Genomic DNA, 15,856 nt, shown 5'->3' on the forward strand with positions numbered 1-15,856 from the left:
GAGGATCAACGGGAGGCTGCGGCCCGCATACTCGGATACATGACCGCGTATGACGCCATCGTCCTTGCAGGAGGGGCCGCCCAGCGGCTCGGCGGCGCCGACAAGCCCGGAATCCGGGTCGGTGGCCGTGCGCTGCTCGACCGGGTGCTGGCGGCCTGCGCCGATGCCTCGACCACCGTGGTGGTGGGCGGGCGGCGGCCCACCGTGCGCGCAGTGACCTGGACGCGGGAAGAACCACAGGGCGGCGGCCCGTTGGCCGCACTCGATGCCGGGGTCCGGCGCACGGCCGCGGACTGGGTTCTCGTACTATCCGCCGATCTGCCGTTCCTCGGGGAGAGCACGATCGGAGCGCTGCTGGCCGCCGCCGGTGAGGGGCAGCCGGAGGGAGCCCTGTGCACCGATCAGGGCGGTCGTGACCAGCCCCTCGTCGCCGTGTACCGTGCCGAACCGCTGCGCCGCGAGCTCGCCCTGCTCGCCACCGAGCACGGCAGTCTGTCCGGACTTCCCTTGCGGTTGCTGACGAATGAACTCGACCTTGCCCGGGTGGAGGCCGGCCCCCTCGCCTCCTTCGACTGCGACACCTGGGAGGACATCGCGTCGGCCCGGGCCCGTATCAGAGAGCATGGGACCGTGCTGGACGAGTGGATCAACGCAGTCAAGAACGAACTGGGCATCGAACTCGACGTCGACACCGACGTCCTGCTCGATCTCGCCCGTGACGCCGCCCACGGCGTCGCCCGGCCCGCCGCGCCCCTGACGACCTTCCTGGTCGGGTACGCGGCGGCGAAGGCGAGCAGCGACGGACCGGCGGCGGTGGCCGAGGCCGCCCGCAAGGCTGCCGCGCTCGCACTTCGGTGGGCGGACGAGAACGAGACGCAATGACAGCCCATAACGGCAGGTCCGACCCACCTCCGGCGGCCGACGTCGCGTCGATGGACGTCGGGCCCTCGGCGGGCGTGGGACCCTCGGCAGGTGTCGGGCCTTCGGCCCGTGACCGTCCGCCGTCGGCCGAACGAGGGCTGGATGCGGGCGATCGGTCGTCGGCCACCCATTCATCCTCGACAGCCGGTTCGTCTTCGGCGGCCAACCCGTCGTCAGGGGTCAACTTGTCCTCGGCGAGCGACCGTCCTGCGACGGCGGTGCGAGGCCTGACTCCGGAGGAGCTGCGGGCTGCCGAGGAGGATTGGGCTGTTGAACAGGCCCTCGCTCTGGTCGGGCGCCAGTCGTCAGGTGAGCCCCACCCCGCACGTCGACCTCAGTCCGCGGATCAGCTCCATTTCGCGGATCAGCCCCACTTCATGGACTTCGGCTCCTCGGGGCAGCCGAACGCCACGGGCCGGCCCCACCCCACGGAAAGATCTGCGTCCGCATTCCAGTTCCCGCCCTCGCCCCCGGACCAGAGCGCCGGCCGGCCCCACAGGCGTGACCGGCGCAGGCAGGCTGCACCTTGGCGGGAGGCGCGTGCCCTCGCCGCACGGTCGGGCCGGAACGCTCCCGCCCGCGTCCGGCGACTCCCCCTCGACCAGGCGCTCGGACACGTACTCGCCGAGCCGCTCGTCGCGCTCACCGATCTGCCGTCCTTCGACACCTCTGCCATGGATGGCTGGGTCGTCACCGGACCGGGTCCATGGACCATCCGCGAGGTCGAAGGAGCAGGAAAGGAGAAGGGTTCCGGGGACACGGGTGTGGGTCCGCGCCCAGGCCAGGTTCTGGGCATCCTTGCCGGGCACAGCACCCCCATCACGCTCCCCGACGGCGATGCCGTACGGATCGCCACCGGCGCCCGCATCCCGGCGGATGCCAACGCCGTGATCCGCAGCGAGCACGCTCACGTGGACGAGGCCAAGGGGCTGCTCCACGCGAAGCAGCGGGTGCTCCCCGGACAGGACATCAGGCCCCGTGGTCAGGAATGTCGTTCCGGCGATCAGCTCCTGCCCGCCGGGGCCCTGGTGACGCCCGCTGTCCTCGGTCTGGCCGCCGCTGCCGGCTACGACGAGCTCGTCACTGTCCCCCGTCCTCGCGTCGATGTCCTCGTCCTCGGTGACGAACTGCTGACCAGCGGTCTGCCGCACGACGGGTTGATCCGCGACGCGCTGGGCCCGATGATCGGCCCCTGGGTGCGAGCGCTGGGCGCCGAGGTCTCCGCCCCGCAGCGCCTCGGCGACGACGTGGCGGCCCTCCGGCGCGCCCTCACCACCTCGGACGCCGATCTGGTCATCACCACCGGCGGTACCGCCTCGGGCCCTGTCGACCACGTCCACCCGGTCCTTGCCGAGATCGGGGCCGAGTTGCTGGTCGACGGCGTCGCGGTCCGCCCCGGTCACCCGATGCTGCTGGCCAGGCTCAAGACAGAGGGTTCAGACGTGGGCCCGTATCTCGTCGGACTGCCCGGCAATCCCCTGGCCGCCGTCTCCGGGCTCCTCACGCTCGCTGAACCGCTGCTCCGCGGGCTGGCCGGCCTTGTGCCGGAGACGGCGTACCGGGTCGTCGTACGCGACGAGGTGCACGGGCACCCGCACGACACCCGTCTGGTGCCTGTCGTCCACCGCACAGGCAGTACCGGCGACAGCGCCGGCTACCTCGGCGACGCGGGAACCGGCAGCAGTGCCGAGCACGTCATACCGCTGCACTACAACGGTCCGGCGATGCTCCGAGGAATTGCCGCGGCGGACGGGCTGGCCGTCGTACCACCAGGCGGGGTACGGTCCGGCACCGAGGTGGAGATCCTCGACTTGCCGTGGGCCTCGGCGACGCCGTGGACGGAAGGGTGTTTCACGTGAAACTTCCCGGCCACGATGCGATGGCCAGGCGCGCCGACGAGCATGTCGCACCCACGCGGGTGCAGCTCCCGCGCAGGGTCGTCCAAGGACCGGCGCGGCAGGTCGCCAAGCGGCTGATGATGGCGTTGATAGTGCTTGCCGCCACCGTGCTGATCGTCTGGCTCGACCGCAGTGGATATCACGACGCCGCCGATGGCAACGTCGACCTGCTGGACGCGGTGTACTACGCGACGGTCACCCTCTCCACCACCGGCTACGGCGACATCACCCCGTACGGGGACGTCGCCCGGCTCACCAATGTGGTGCTCGTGACACCGCTGCGGGTGCTCTTCCTGATCATCCTGGTCGGCACCACTCTCGAGGTCCTTACGGAACGGACCCGGGAGGACTTTCGGCTGAAGCGTTGGAGAACCAACTTGCGTGACCACACCGTTGTCGTCGGCTTCGGCACGAAGGGCCGTTCGGCCATCCAGACCCTGCGGGCCACCGGCCTGAAGAAGGAACAGATCGTCATCGTCGACCCCGCGACCAAGGTGATCGAGATCGCCAACGCCGAAGGGTTCGTGGGCGTGGTCGGCGACGCGACGCGCAGCGAGGTGCTGTTGCGGGCCGAGCTCCAGAAGGCGCGTCAGATCATCATCGCCACCCAGCGCGACGACACGGCGGTGCTGGTGGCGTTGACGGCGCGGCAGCTCAACCGCGGCGCGAAGATCGTGGCCGCGGTGCGCGAGGAGGAGAACGCCCCACTGCTCCGGCAGTCCGGCGCCGATGCTGTGATCACCAGCGCCAGCGCGGCGGGCCGGCTGCTCGGCCTCTCCGTCCTCAGCCCCAGTGCGGGCACGGTGATGGAGGACCTGATCCAGCAGGGCAGCGGTCTCGATCTCGTCGAACGGCCGGTGATAAAGGCCGAGGTGGGCAAGAGCGTCCGGGAGACCGACGATCTCGTGGTCAGCGTGTTGCGGGGGCATCGGCTGATCGGATACGACGATCCGGCTGCCAGTCCACTTCAGTTGACGGACCGTTTGATCACCATCGTGCGTGCCTCGAACGAACCACCGCAGAGCAACCCCGCTACGGGCACGCCGCGCCCGTAGCCGGGTCTCGCGCCGCGCCCGTAGCCCAGGCATCGCGCGGCACGGTTCGCTTCCGTCGGCCCGGCCCACCGGCCGCGGTGTCGCCCGGCCCGCCGCCCAAGGTGTCGCCCCGCCAGTCCACATGGTGTCGCCCGGCCTCCCGGCGCCATGGCGTCGCCCGCCCCGCGCCACGGAGTAGCCTCGCCGCCATGTATGCGATCACGATCCCCGAACCCGGTGGCCCCGAAGCGCTGGTATGGGCCGAGGTGCCAGATCCGGTAGCCGGCGAGGGCGAGGTTCTCGTCGATGTCGTGTCCAGCGCGGTCAATCGCGCCGACGTGCTGCAGCGGCAGGGGTTCTACAACCCGCCGCCCGGCGCCTCCCCGTACCCGGGCCTGGAGTGCGCGGGCCGCATCTCGGCGATCGGGCCCGGTGTCACCGGCTGGTCGGTCGGCGACGAGGTCTGTGCGCTGCTCGCAGGCGGCGGTTACGCGGAGAAGGTCGCCGTACCCGCCGGGCAGCTGCTGCCCGTACCGGACGGGGTAGACCTGACTCTTGCTGCGGCGCTGCCCGAGGTGACGGCCACGGTCTGGTCGAACGTGTTCATGGTGGCCCATCTGCGCCCCGGCGAGACGCTGTTGGTGCACGGCGGGTCCAGCGGCATCGGCACGATGGCGATCCAGCTCGCCAAGGCCGTGGGCGCAACGGTTGCGGTGACCGCGGGCGGACCGGAGAAGCTCGCGCGCTGTGCGGAGCTCGGGGCCGACATCCTGATCGACTACCGGGAACAGGACTTCGTCGAGGAGCTGCGCAAGGCGACGGACGGGGCCGGGGCGGATGTCATCCTCGACATCGTCGGTGCGAAGTACCTGGACCGGAACGTGAAGGCACTCGCCGTCAACGGCCGGCTTGCCATCATCGGCCTCCAGGGCGGCGTCAAGGGCGAGCTGAATCTGAGCGCCCTCCTGAACAAGCGGGCCGCCATCACCGCGACCTCGCTGCGTGGCCGTCCGCTCGCCGAGAAGGCCGCCATCGTCGCTGCCGTACGTGAGCACGTCTGGCCGCTGATCGCCGACGGTGTCATCCGGCCGATCGTGGACCGCACGCTGCCGATGCCCGATGCCGCCGAGGCTCACCGGGTGCTGGAGTCCAGCGCACACATCGGAAAGGTGCTTCTGCAGACCCCCGTGGGCTGACGCGCACCCCGCCACCGAGCACACGCAACGGGGCCCGGCACACAGGTCGTCGACCATGTGCGCCGGGCCTCGGTGTTGCTACGTGATCGAGGTGTACGAACCAATTGCGATGTACGGACTAGAGATACGGGCCCGACCGGATGGCCCCGTGGTGGTCCCCGCTGCCGTCCTCGTCCTCGTGCCCGCTCCCCGGCGGAAGGGCGCGGCGCATCTGTTCCAGCTGGGCCCGCGCCGCCATCTGCTGGGCGAACAGCGCCGTCTGGATGCCGTGGAAGAGGCCCTCCAGCCAGCCCACCAACTGGGCCTGCGCAATCCGGAGTTCCGCCTCGGAGGGCACCGACTCGTCGGTGAACGGCAGGGAGAGCCGCTCCAGCTCCTCCACCAGCTCCGGCGCGAGGCCGTCCTCAAGCTCCTTCACGGAGCTTGCGTGGATCTCCTTGAGCCTGACCCGGCTCGCCTCGTCGAGAGGAGCCGCCCTGACCTCCTCCAGGAGCTGCTTGATCATGCTGCCGATGCGCATGACCTTCGCGGGCTGTTCGACCATCTCCGTCACCGGGACCTCACGCGATTCGTCGTCAGTGCCACCGCCGCCGATCGCCATGCCGTCCTGCCCCACCACGAGGACTTGGGGGTGCTCCTGCGACCGTTCATTCCTCGGCATCTCCATGGCGCCATTGTCTCGCACACCTGCCGTACAACACGGTGGTGCCCCCGCGAACGGTAGATCCACCGTTTTCGAGGGCACCGAATCAGCCGGTCAGGCCACTGACCGCACCGCCCGTGTCATCATCCGGCCCGCCGTGCCAGCGCCAGGCGCGACCGCGTGAACGCCGCCGCGAGCACCCCGGCCAGCAGCGGAATGCACACGACGAGCAGACCGATGGTCGCCCAGGGCAGCACGATCGGCGTGTACGCCGACTGCATGGGCTCGAGCCGCATCAGCTGCAACGCGTCGCGAAGGTCGACGAGCCGCAGCGCCACCGCAGGCACCAGACCCGCCAGTGTGCCCAGCACCACACCCGTGAGGGCCACCACCACGCACTGGAAGCCGGACAGTGAACGCCGCACCCGCGGGGGCGCGCCCACCGCGCTGAGCGTGTTGAGGTCGGCCTCCGCGTCGGCCTTGGCGAGACCGGTCGTGATCGCCGCCGCGCCCAGGGTCACCACTCCGGCGAACAGGGTCAGGATCAGCAGGATGGTGTCGTCGCGCGAGCCGGGGCCGTGATCGGACTTGACCCAGAGGCCGCCGCCGGCCTGCTCGATCGCGCCGGAGACCCGCTGGTCCTCGGCCTCCGTCGGCGGGTGGGAGACGGCGTACACGCTGCCGGACGGCTCGGTGTGCAGGCCGAGCCGCTCCGCGGTCCGCTGCGGAAGGATCATGCGAATCCCTGGGGTGGTCGCGTACTTCGTGGGGGCCACGTACACCTTCAGCCGGTCCGTGGTGGTCCGTGCCTTGCCCGGGTGGAGCTTCCGGTTCTTCTTGTCGCGGTCGTTGTACTTGTGGAAGGCCTTGAGGGTGACCTCACCGTTCTTCGCGTACGCCGGGTTGAGCAGCACCGGTGTGCCCGCGGCCAGGGCCTTGGCGGCTGCCGGGTCGTCGAGCTTCACGTACGTGCTGAGCATGGCCGCGTCCGCCACGATGATCTTGTTCTCATCCGTACCGAAGGAGGTGAAGTTTATGTACTCGTCCAGACAGGCGGGGGAGAGCCTCAGCTTCTTGTGCTCGTCGGAGGAGAGCCGCGCGGCGAGTTCCTTGGCGCCCTTGCCCTTGAGCGGGCAGCTGCGGCCCTTGCCGGTGGGCTTGATCATCTCCAGGGTGCCGCAGCCGTTCTCCTCCGAGGAGTAGACGATGCAGTCGCTGCCTGCCCAGGCCCGTCCGTAGTCGGCGTGCCCGCCGGTGACGGCCATGTTCTGCTCGACGGCGGCCCGGGCCAGCGGGAGCCGCTCGACCGCCTTGGCGTCGGAGGACGTGATGACGACGGTCCCCTTCGTGAGTATGGGGGTGTAGTCGGCCTCGGCCCCGGCCAGGTCGCTGGCCATGTACGTGGCGATGGCCACCGAACCCGCGACGGCCGCCATCACCGCGGCGACCGCGGGAGCGGTACGGCCGCGGTTGCGGGCCGCGTCGCGCAGTGCCATCCGCGGCGAGAGCGGCAGCCTGCGGCCGAGCCGTCCGAGGAAGCCGACGATCACCGGGATGCAGGCGAGCAGCCCGAGCTCGGCGACGACCGATCCGCCGGCGACCAGCGTCTTGTCCCCGCTGGTGCCGCCATAGACGGCGGCGGCGCAACCGATGGCCAGTACGCAGGCGCCCACGACGGGCAGCACCCGGGAGGAGCGGCGGACGCCGCGGCGGCCGGTGAGCGACTCCAGTACGGACTGCCGGCTCGCCACGATCGCCGGGGCGAACGCCGCCAGGAGACCGGTGACCAGGCCGATCACAGCGATGACCAGCAGCTCCGTCGGCTTCAGGGAGAGGGAACCGAAACGCTGTCCGGACCACCCCTCGATCATGGGGCGGAACGCCGCAGTGAGCCCGAGTCCGGCCACCACACCGGCCACGGCTCCGACGCCGCCGAGCACGAGACCGCCGCCGAGCACCACGGCCCGGACATGGCGCCGGTCCCCGCCGCAGGTGCCGAGAAGGCCGAGCTGGCGGCGGGAGCGGCGCGCACCGACCGCGAAGGCCGGTCCGGCGAGCAGCACGATCTCCAGGACCGCCATGGCGATCACGGTGACGAGGGCCGCACTCAGCTCGCCGGAACTGTCCGAGTACGTGTCGGGGTTCTTCTTGGCCAGCGGGACCTCGGAGTCCGGCGGCGGGTCGAGGACGACCTGACGGGACGTGACGAGAACGCCCGACTTATTTGCCTCCATGACGTGCGGCCAGGTCACGCCCGCCCCTTCGGGGCCCTTGACCAGCCAGTTCTTGGAGCCGGTGTTCGGCGGCAGCACCTTCTTGTCGTGGGCGGCCCTGGCCTTCCACGGGGCGATGACCGCTCCCGGGTCGGCGTACAGCGCCTTGGCCTTCAGGTTGTCCGGCATCTCGAGCACACCGGTGATCCTGTACTTCTGACCGGAGTTGCGCACGGTGGTGGTCGAACCGACGTGCAGTCCGGTCGACTTCAGGAACGGCTCGGTGGCGGCCACCTCGCCCTTACCGTGCGGGTAGGCACCGCGCACCAGGTCGATCTTCCCGCGGGCCAGCTTGTCCGACGTGCGGAACTCGTAGATGTCGGTGTTGGCGATGCCGTACCCGGTGGTGATGCTCGCCGGGACGGACTGGATGCTGATCGCCCGTGAGCCCTTGGGGAATGTGGTCCTGACGTCGATCGAGGGGCCGGTGTCGTCCCACGGCGCGCTCTCGTCGGCCTGCTGGTACATGGCCCCGTCGGGCATCTGCTCGATGGGGCCGATCCGCTGGTCGCTGAAGAGGGCGTCGGCGGAGCCCATCTCGCCCGTCAGCTGCTCGGCGGTGGTCGGTGTGACGCTGCGGTACGTCACATCGAGGGCCGTGACGCCGAGCACCGGTATCGCGATCATCGCGACCACCAGTGCGCTGCGGCCCTTGGCACGCATCGCGTCGCGCCTGGCTATGCGGAGGGAGGCGCGCCAGCCCGTGAAGACGCTCATTCGGCGCCCTCGGCGGCCAGCAGCGAGTCGGCGTCGGCGGTGAGTGTCTGGTCGACGATCGAACCGTCCCGGAGGAACACGACCCGGTCCGCCCAGGCGGCGTACCGCGGTTCGTGCGTCACCATGACGCCGGCCGCACCTTGGTCACAGCGGTTGCGCAGCAGCGCGAGCACGGCCTCGCCGGTCTCGGAGTCGAGCGCCCCGGTCGGTTCGTCGGCGAGCACGAGGCGCCGGTCCCCCACCAGCGCGCGGGCGATCGCGACGCGCTGCTGCTGACCGCCGGACATCTCGTCCGGGAACCGGTCGGCGATCTCCAGGAGCTTCAACTCCTCCAGCGCCGCGCGCGCCTCCTTGCGGGCCTTGCGTACGGAGACCCCGTCGAGCTCGCGCGGCAGGGCGATGTTCTCGGCGGCGGTGAGCGCCGGGATCAGGTTGTAGTCCTGGAAGACATAGCCGACGCTGCGGCGGCGCAGGGCTGCGACGCCCTTGCGGCCGAGGCCGGAGATGTCCTGGCCCTCGATGATGACCTGGCCGCTGGTCGCGGTGTCGAGACCGCCCGCGATGGTCAGCAGGGTCGACTTGCCGGAGCCGGAGGGGCCCATCACGGCGACGAGTTCACCGGCGTGCACGGAGAGGTCGATGCCACGCAGGGCGTGCACCTCGGCGATGCCGGTGCCGTGGGTGCGGGTGAGTGCTCGGAGTTCGAGCACCGGCGTATCGACCGGCAGCGGCGAGCCGGACGAGGACGCGGATCGGGACGGGGCGCGTGAGGACATGGTGGGTGGTTCCCCCTTGGAACGGGTCTGTGTGGCCGGCGCCGGACACGGAAGCGGTTCGTGGCCGGTGCCGGGTGCGTACGTGGCAGTCCGTCGTCGGCGCCCGGTGCGCACGTGGATGGTCTGAGGGCAGTGCCGGTTTCCGGGTGGCCGGTGGTCAGCGCCGGGTGCGTGGACGGGCGGTACGGGTCGGGGCGCGGTTGGCCGTACGTACCTCGGGCTCCGGCTCCGTGGCGGCGGCTTCGGCGAGGCGGACCAGCCGGGACTCGCAGTGATCCAGCCAGCGTGCCTCGGCCTCCGCCTGGAAGATCAGCTGCTCGAGCACGAGCAGCCAGGCGACCTCGTCGCGGTTGGCCGGGACATCGGCGAGGGCCTGTGCCTTGAGGCGGGTGTAGTCCTGCATCGCCTTCACGGTGTGGTGGCGCTGGGACTGGATGACGGCCCGGATGTCGACACCGGGCGCGCCGACCGCCATGGCGAGCTTGATGGCCAGCTCGTCGCGGGGCGGGGTGCTGCGGTCGACGGGCGTCTCGAACCAGCTCCGCAGCTCGGTGCGGCCGTCGTCGGTGATCGCGTAGAGGGCGTGTCCCTGGTCGTCCTCGTCGTCCTGGGCGACCAGGCCGTCGCGCTCCAGTCGGCTCAGCGTCGTGTACACCTGGCCGACGTTGAGCGGCCAGGTGGAGCCGGTGCGCGACTCGAATTCGGTGCGGAGCTGGGAGCCGTATCGGGGCCCCCGCTCCAGCAGGGCCAGTAGCCCGTGACGGATCGACATACTGAGTATGTATACCGAGTATGCTGCTCGACGCAAGCCCCGACCGGAGTGCGTGGGAGCTGGTGGGAGGCCGGTGGGTCGTCTCAGTTCGGGCGGCGCAAACGGAATGCCAGGAAGCCCAGCCCCACTCCTATCAGTGTGATTCCCGCGCCCAGCGACACCCGCTGCACCCGCTCCACGGACGGCCCGTCGAGGGCCTGTGGAGCGGGTCGGCCGGCCTCGGGGGACGTGCTCGCCGCCGGTGTCACGGCGTTCACCGGTGCCGGGTCGGTCGCTGCGGGCCGCGCGTCGGGCTCGTCGAACGAACTGTCCGCGGGGGTGAGCTCCCACGGCGGGAGCTGCCGCCCGGGCCGCAGCCGCCCCTCCCCGGCCTCACGCCCGGCGAGTGGGGGCTGCGCTGCGGGAGGTGGCGACCCTGCGTTCGCGGCGGCGGATGAAGGCGAGGTCGAGGGGGAGCCGGAGGCCGGGGAGGAGGGCCGTGGGGATGCCGGGGGTGCGGGGGCGGCCGAGGCGCCCCCCGAGGCGGTGGTCGTCGGTACGGCCGAAGGAGTGGCCGAACCCTTGCCTGACGATTCGACACCGAGGGAGGCGGAAGGCGGGGTGGAAGGCCCGGCCGACGCGGTTGTGGGCGGCGTCACCGGAGTGCTGGCCGTCCCCGGCGTCCCGCCGGGGGTGCGCCGGTCGGCGTGCGCCACGCCGGTTGCGCCCCCCAGCGCCGCGCCCGCCGTCAATATGAGGCAGGCCACACACCTTGTGGACCGTGGGGGGAGAAGTCCTTGAGCCATGAGGTCAGCGTCACATGTGACGATATGTCCGGCATCTCGGATATGTGGCGACCCCAGGAGGTGCCGTCACGCGTATGCGGCCCGGGAGCCCGCCCTCACATGTACCGGGCCGTCGCTTCCGTGTACCCGCGTACGCCTCCGGTCAGGCCGGGTCGCCCGTCGCGATGCGCAGCTCGAAGTGGGCGCCCGACTGGGGCACGGCCGTTCCGGGGGTGGGGAACTGGTCGATGACCTGATCCTCCGCGTACGTGTTCCCCGGCACCTTGATCGGCTTGATGGTCCAGCCCGCCGCGTCCGCGCACGCCTTCGCCGAGAGGATGTCCTTGTAGAGGAAGCTCGGTGCGTTGACCTTGCTCGGGTCGTCGCTGTCCTCCAACGCGTTCATGCAGTCCTCGGTCTTCATCGTCCGGTTCCGCTCCGGATCCTTGTGCTCGCTCGTGGCCGGCGATTCACTCGCGGAGTTGTTGCCGTCCGTACCCGGGTCGCCCTTCAGCGAGAGCACCGTGATCAGCCCGCCGATCGCAATCAGCGCGACCACGATCGAGCCCACGATCACCGGCGTGTTCCGCTTGGAGCCACCCGCGCCGGAGCCGGAGTAGGTCTGCGGCGCGATCGTGTAGGGCGGTGGGGTCTGCTGCTGCATCGGGGACATCGGCGCCTGGCTCTGGTACGCCGGAGCCGACTGCGGATAGCCGTACGACGGAGCGGGCGCCGGGGTCGGCGGACCGTACGGCCCTGACTGGGCACCCGACTGGTACGGGCCCGGCTGGTACGGCGTCTGGACGTTCTGCGGCACCGGGGTGGACTGGTCGACCGGCGGGAAGACCGCCGAGCCGACGCCCGATCCGCTGTTCGACGGCGCGCCGCCGCCCGCGACGATCACCGGGGCGCCCGTCTGCCCGCTCGCGTTCAGCACGCGTGCGATCTCGTCCTGCATCGCCGCGGCGCTCGGGAAGCGCTCGTTCGGGTTCTTCTTCAGCGCGCGGGCGACGAGCGCGTCCATCGCCGGGGTGATCGACCGGTTGATGGTGGAGGGCGCGACAGGCTCCTCCTGGACGTGCGCGTATGCGATGGCGAGCGGCGAGTCCGCGTCGAACGGGATGCGTCCGGTCAGCAGCTGGAACAGCATGATGCCGACCGAGTACAGGTCGGAGCGCGCGTCCACCCCGCGGCCCAGGGCCTGCTCGGGGGAGAGGTACTGCGGGGTGCCGACGACCATGCCGGTCTGCGTCATCGATGTGACGCCCGACTGCATGGCGCGGGCGATGCCGAAGTCCATGACCTTCACGACACCGCGCTTGGTCACCATCACGTTGCCGGGCTTGATGTCGCGGTGGACCAGGCCCATCTCGTGGCTGGTGTCCAGCGCGGCCAGGACGTCGGCCGTCACCTTGAGCGCCCTGTCGGCCGGCATCGCACCGTAATTCCGGATGTCCGCCTGGAGCACGGAGCCGAGCGGCTGCCCCTCCACGTACTCCATGACGATGTACGGCATCAGCGCGCCGCCGAGCTCGTCCTCGCCGGTGTCGAAGACCGAGACGATGTTGGTGTGCTGCAGTTTGGCAACGGCCTGCGCCTCGCGCCGGAACCGCTCACGGAAGGACTGTTCGCGGCCCAGCTCCGTGTGCAGCGTCTTGATCGCGACCTGGCGGTCCAGTGCGGAGTCGTACGCCAGATATACGGACGCCATCCCGCCCTCGCCGAGCAGGTCGCGAAGCTGGTACCGGCCGCCGGCGACCGAACCGCCCGCATAGCGCCCCTGAGCGCCGTCCTGGCTCATGACTTGCTTCCCCCTCGGCGCGCGACTGACGCGATGATCCCTATTTACGCGCCAAGTCTGCCCGAGGGGTACGACACGTCAAGCCAGGTGCCCGTTCCGTGACCCTACGCACAAGAAGCGTCTCGGAAGCGTTACAGGAACCGCATGGAATTTGCGCGCGCGGCACGCCGGCCGGTTGGATGACCCGTCCCTCTCGGAAACGGTGTGTCCGGCGGAGGCTGTAGCGTGACGTGGCAATGCAGCTAGACACCGTGAGAACCCGCGGACGCGCGGACAGATACGACGGCGAGGACTGATGGCACCCGATTCCGAAGCAAACGGCGGCGGAGTTTCGGATGGCACCGACTCCTGGGGCATCGACGGCGTCGTCGGTGACGGGCGCTACCGAATGACCCACCGGCTCGGCCGGGGCGGCATGGCAGAGGTCTTCGCGGCCGAGGACGTCAGGCTGGGACGTACGGTCGCAGTGAAACTCCTGCGTTCCGATCTCGCCGAGGACCCGGTCTCCAAGGCCCGGTTCACGCGCGAGGCACAGTCGGTCGCGGGCCTCAACCACCATGCGATCGTCGCCGTGTACGACTCGGGCGAGGACGTCGTGGGCGGCCAGACCGTCCCCTACATCGTGATGGAGCTCGTCGAGGGCCGCACCATCCGCGATCTGCTGCTCAATGCGGAGGCCCCGCCGCCCGAGCAGGCGCTGATCATCGTCTCGGGGGTGCTGGAAGCCCTCGCGTACTCGCACCAGCACGGCATCGTGCACCGTGACATCAAGCCCGCCAACGTGATCATCACGAACTCGGGTGCGGTCAAGGTGATGGACTTCGGCATCGCCCGTGCGCTGCACGGCGCGCAGTCGACGATGACGCAGACCGGCATGGTCATGGGCACGCCGCAGTACCTCTCTCCCGAGCAGGCGCTGGGCAAGGCCGTCGACCACCGCTCCGACCTCTACGCCACCGGCTGCCTGCTGTACGAACTCCTGGCGCTGCGGCCCCCGTTCACGGGTGAGACGCCGCTCTCCGTCGTGTATCAGCATGTCCAGGACATCCCGGTCCCGCCGTCCGAGGTTCTGGACGCGGTGCCGCCGGAGCTGGACGGGCTGGTCATGCGCTCGCTCGCGAAGGACCCGGACGACCGGTTCCAGAGCGCCGAGGAGATGCGCGGCCTCGTCCAGTACAGCCTGCAGATGCTTCAGGTGCAGGGCGGCCACACAAATACGTGGAACACCGGCCCGGTCGCGATGCACGAAGGCGGACACACCCCGGCCATGGGCATCGCCGGGGGCACGATGGCGATGAGTCACCCGCAGCACGGAGACACCTCGCAGGGCCCGATCCTGCCTCCGATGAACCCCGACGACGGTGGCTACGAGGGCGGACACCAGGGTGGTGGCGGTCGCGGCAAGCTGTTGCTGTTCGTCGTGCTCGCGCTGATCGCGATCGGGGCCGGTGTCGCCATCGCCGTCAGCGCGGCGAACGACAAGGGCAGCCAGCAGAAGAGACCCACGACGACCTCCAGCTCGCCGTCCTCGCCGGAGCCTTCGTCCTCGCCGAGCGACGAGCAGAGCCGGCAGCCGGAGAACTCCACCGGCAATCAGCAGGACGCGCCGCCCTCGTACCCCTACACCCCACCGGTCAGCCCGAGCAAGTCGCCCGAGCTGCCGTCGACCAAACCGTCCGGACCGGCAACGGGTGGCAGCAGCGACGGCGGTACGGGCGGCAGCGGCGACGGCGGTACGGGCGGCAGCGGCGACGGCGGTACGGGCGGCAGCGGCGACGGCGGTACGGGCGGCAGCGGCGACGGCGGTACGGGCGGCAGCGGCGACGGCAGTACGGGCGGCAGCGGCGACGGCAGTACGGGCGGCAGCAGCGACGGCGGTACCGGTGCGGCCGACGGCGGTACCACCACTGGCACGTCCGCGGCGGCCGGCACCACGGCGGGGGCGGGCACCACCTCTTAACCCGCACGGGGCGGCTTCACCCCGTGAACGCCTCGCACACCGCCTCGTACTCACGCGTCCACCAGACCGCCAGGGCCGACACCGCAGGGAACTGCGGGTCGGCCCTTCGGTCGTGCAGGCAGTACCGCCAGCGCAGTATCCAGAAGTCGTTGAGTCGCTCCCACCACACCCGGTGCACCGCCGCGGCCAGTTCCGCCGCCCCTGTCCCGGCCGCCCGCCGGTAGGCCCCCGCGTACGCCCGTACCTTCTCCAGCTCCAGCTTCCCGGCCGGCTGTACGAAGAAGATCGCCGCAGCCCGTACCGCCTCCTCCGCGCGCGGCTGGACCCCCAGCCGGTCCCAGTCGAGGATCGCGACCGGGTCCGTGCCCCGGTAGAGGACGTTCAGCGGGTGGAAGTCGCCGTGCACCCAGCCGGTGGCCGGGACGTCGGGGGTGGGCGGCCTGCGGTCGGCGTGCTGTTCCAGCAGGGTGCGCCGCTCCAGGAGGCGGTGCTCGGCCAGCTCGTCGAAGGAGTCCCGGGGGCGGCGCCCGCGCGCGGCCGCCAGCAGGTCGTCGATCAGCGCGAAGGTGTCGGCGGGGTCGGAGCTCCGGTAGCCGCCGGACCGCCCCGCGAGTCCCGTGCCCGCCTCCATGACCTGTTCGAGCCCGGTGTGCACGGCCCCGAGCAGCGCTCCGAGCCGCTGCGACTGGGCGGCGGTGAGCTGGGCGCCGGCCCGGTGCAGTCCGTCGACCCAGGGGTGCAGGGCGTAGCACCGGCCGCCGATCTCCGTGACCGTGCCGCCCTCGGTGTCCTCCACGGGCGGGGCGACGGGCACGCCGAGTGACTGCAACCGCTGGGTGGCGCGGTGCTGGCGGACGATCGTGGCGCGGTCGCCGGTGGAGTCGTCGAGGTGATGCTTGAGGAAGTAGGAGCCGCGGGTGGTGGAGACGCGGTAGCCGTGGTTGAGCAGGCCCTGGGTGACAGGCTTGCAGGTGAGGGGCTCACCGGCATCCGGATAGTGGCGCAGCACCTCGTCCACCGGAGGAACGGGTGGACGGGGCACGGCCGAACGCGGCACGGGTGAGTACAGCGCCTCGCCGGCCGGCGGAGCAGACGGAAGGG

Annotated in this window: 12 protein-coding genes; 5 read left to right on the forward strand and 7 right to left on the reverse strand. The window is 70.8% G+C overall.

Annotated features, from left to right (window positions below; translation table 11 throughout):
- The first annotated feature begins 39 nt into the window (after positions 1-39).
- From OG953_RS22095 to OG953_RS22110, 4 genes are all read left to right on the forward strand, one after another.
- Positions 40-882 carry an NTP transferase domain-containing protein gene (locus OG953_RS22095; protein WP_405686335.1) on the forward strand — a complete coding sequence of 281 codons (843 nt, stop codon included), beginning with the start codon at positions 40-42 and terminating at the stop codon, positions 880-882.
- Positions 879-2,780, forward strand: a complete 1,902-nt coding sequence (locus OG953_RS22100; RefSeq protein ID WP_405686336.1) for a molybdopterin molybdotransferase MoeA — start codon at positions 879-881, stop codon at positions 2,778-2,780. The genes OG953_RS22095 and OG953_RS22100 overlap by 4 nt, the downstream gene beginning before the upstream one ends.
- Positions 2,738-3,874, forward strand: a complete 1,137-nt coding sequence (locus OG953_RS22105; protein WP_405686338.1) for a potassium channel family protein — start codon at positions 2,738-2,740, stop codon at positions 3,872-3,874. The genes OG953_RS22100 and OG953_RS22105 overlap by 43 nt, the downstream gene beginning before the upstream one ends.
- Positions 3,875-4,062: 188 nt before the next feature.
- The gene (locus tag OG953_RS22110) at positions 4,063-5,049 is read left to right on the forward strand and encodes an NAD(P)H-quinone oxidoreductase (protein WP_405686340.1); all 987 of its coding nucleotides are present in this window, start codon (positions 4,063-4,065) and stop codon (positions 5,047-5,049) included.
- Between the two features lie 118 nt (positions 5,050-5,167).
- On the opposite strand, the gene OG953_RS22115 is transcribed toward OG953_RS22110, so the two are convergent.
- From OG953_RS22115 to OG953_RS22140, 6 genes are all read right to left on the reverse strand, one after another.
- The gene (locus tag OG953_RS22115; protein ID WP_093894996.1) at positions 5,168-5,716 is read right to left on the reverse strand and encodes a bacterial proteasome activator family protein; all 549 of its coding nucleotides are present in this window, start codon (positions 5,714-5,716) and stop codon (positions 5,168-5,170) included.
- A gap of 119 nt (positions 5,717-5,835) precedes the next feature.
- Complete coding sequence (locus OG953_RS22120; RefSeq protein ID WP_405686341.1) at positions 5,836-8,682, reverse strand: FtsX-like permease family protein; 2,847 nt, start codon at positions 8,680-8,682, stop codon at positions 5,836-5,838.
- The gene (locus OG953_RS22125) at positions 8,679-9,458 is read right to left on the reverse strand and encodes an ABC transporter ATP-binding protein (RefSeq protein ID WP_405686343.1); all 780 of its coding nucleotides are present in this window, start codon (positions 9,456-9,458) and stop codon (positions 8,679-8,681) included. The genes OG953_RS22120 and OG953_RS22125 overlap by 4 nt, the downstream gene beginning before the upstream one ends.
- A gap of 157 nt (positions 9,459-9,615) precedes the next feature.
- Complete coding sequence (locus OG953_RS22130) at positions 9,616-10,230, reverse strand: PadR family transcriptional regulator (protein WP_405686344.1); 615 nt, start codon at positions 10,228-10,230, stop codon at positions 9,616-9,618.
- A gap of 83 nt (positions 10,231-10,313) precedes the next feature.
- Positions 10,314-10,976, reverse strand: a complete 663-nt coding sequence (locus OG953_RS22135; protein ID WP_405686346.1) for a hypothetical protein — start codon at positions 10,974-10,976, stop codon at positions 10,314-10,316.
- Between the two features lie 181 nt (positions 10,977-11,157).
- On the reverse strand, positions 11,158-12,795 hold the full coding sequence (locus OG953_RS22140) for a protein kinase domain-containing protein (protein ID WP_405686347.1): 1,638 nt from the start codon (positions 12,793-12,795) through the stop codon (positions 11,158-11,160).
- Between the two features lie 295 nt (positions 12,796-13,090).
- Between OG953_RS22140 and OG953_RS22145 the strand changes: the two genes are divergently transcribed.
- Positions 13,091-14,755 (forward strand): protein kinase domain-containing protein, encoded by a 1,665-nt coding sequence (locus tag OG953_RS22145; protein WP_405686348.1) that lies wholly within the window; start codon positions 13,091-13,093, stop codon positions 14,753-14,755.
- Positions 14,756-14,771: 16 nt separating this feature from the next.
- Here OG953_RS22145 and OG953_RS22150 read toward each other — a convergent pair whose 3' ends face one another.
- The gene (locus OG953_RS22150; RefSeq protein WP_405691983.1) at positions 14,772-15,764 is read right to left on the reverse strand and encodes a phosphotransferase; all 993 of its coding nucleotides are present in this window, start codon (positions 15,762-15,764) and stop codon (positions 14,772-14,774) included.
- Positions 15,765-15,856: the final 92 nt, after the last annotated feature.

Origin of the sequence: Streptomyces sp. NBC_00057 (assembly GCF_045041165.1) — a bacterium.
In the GTDB taxonomy this organism is placed as follows: Bacteria; Actinomycetota; Actinomycetes; order Streptomycetales; family Streptomycetaceae; genus Streptomyces.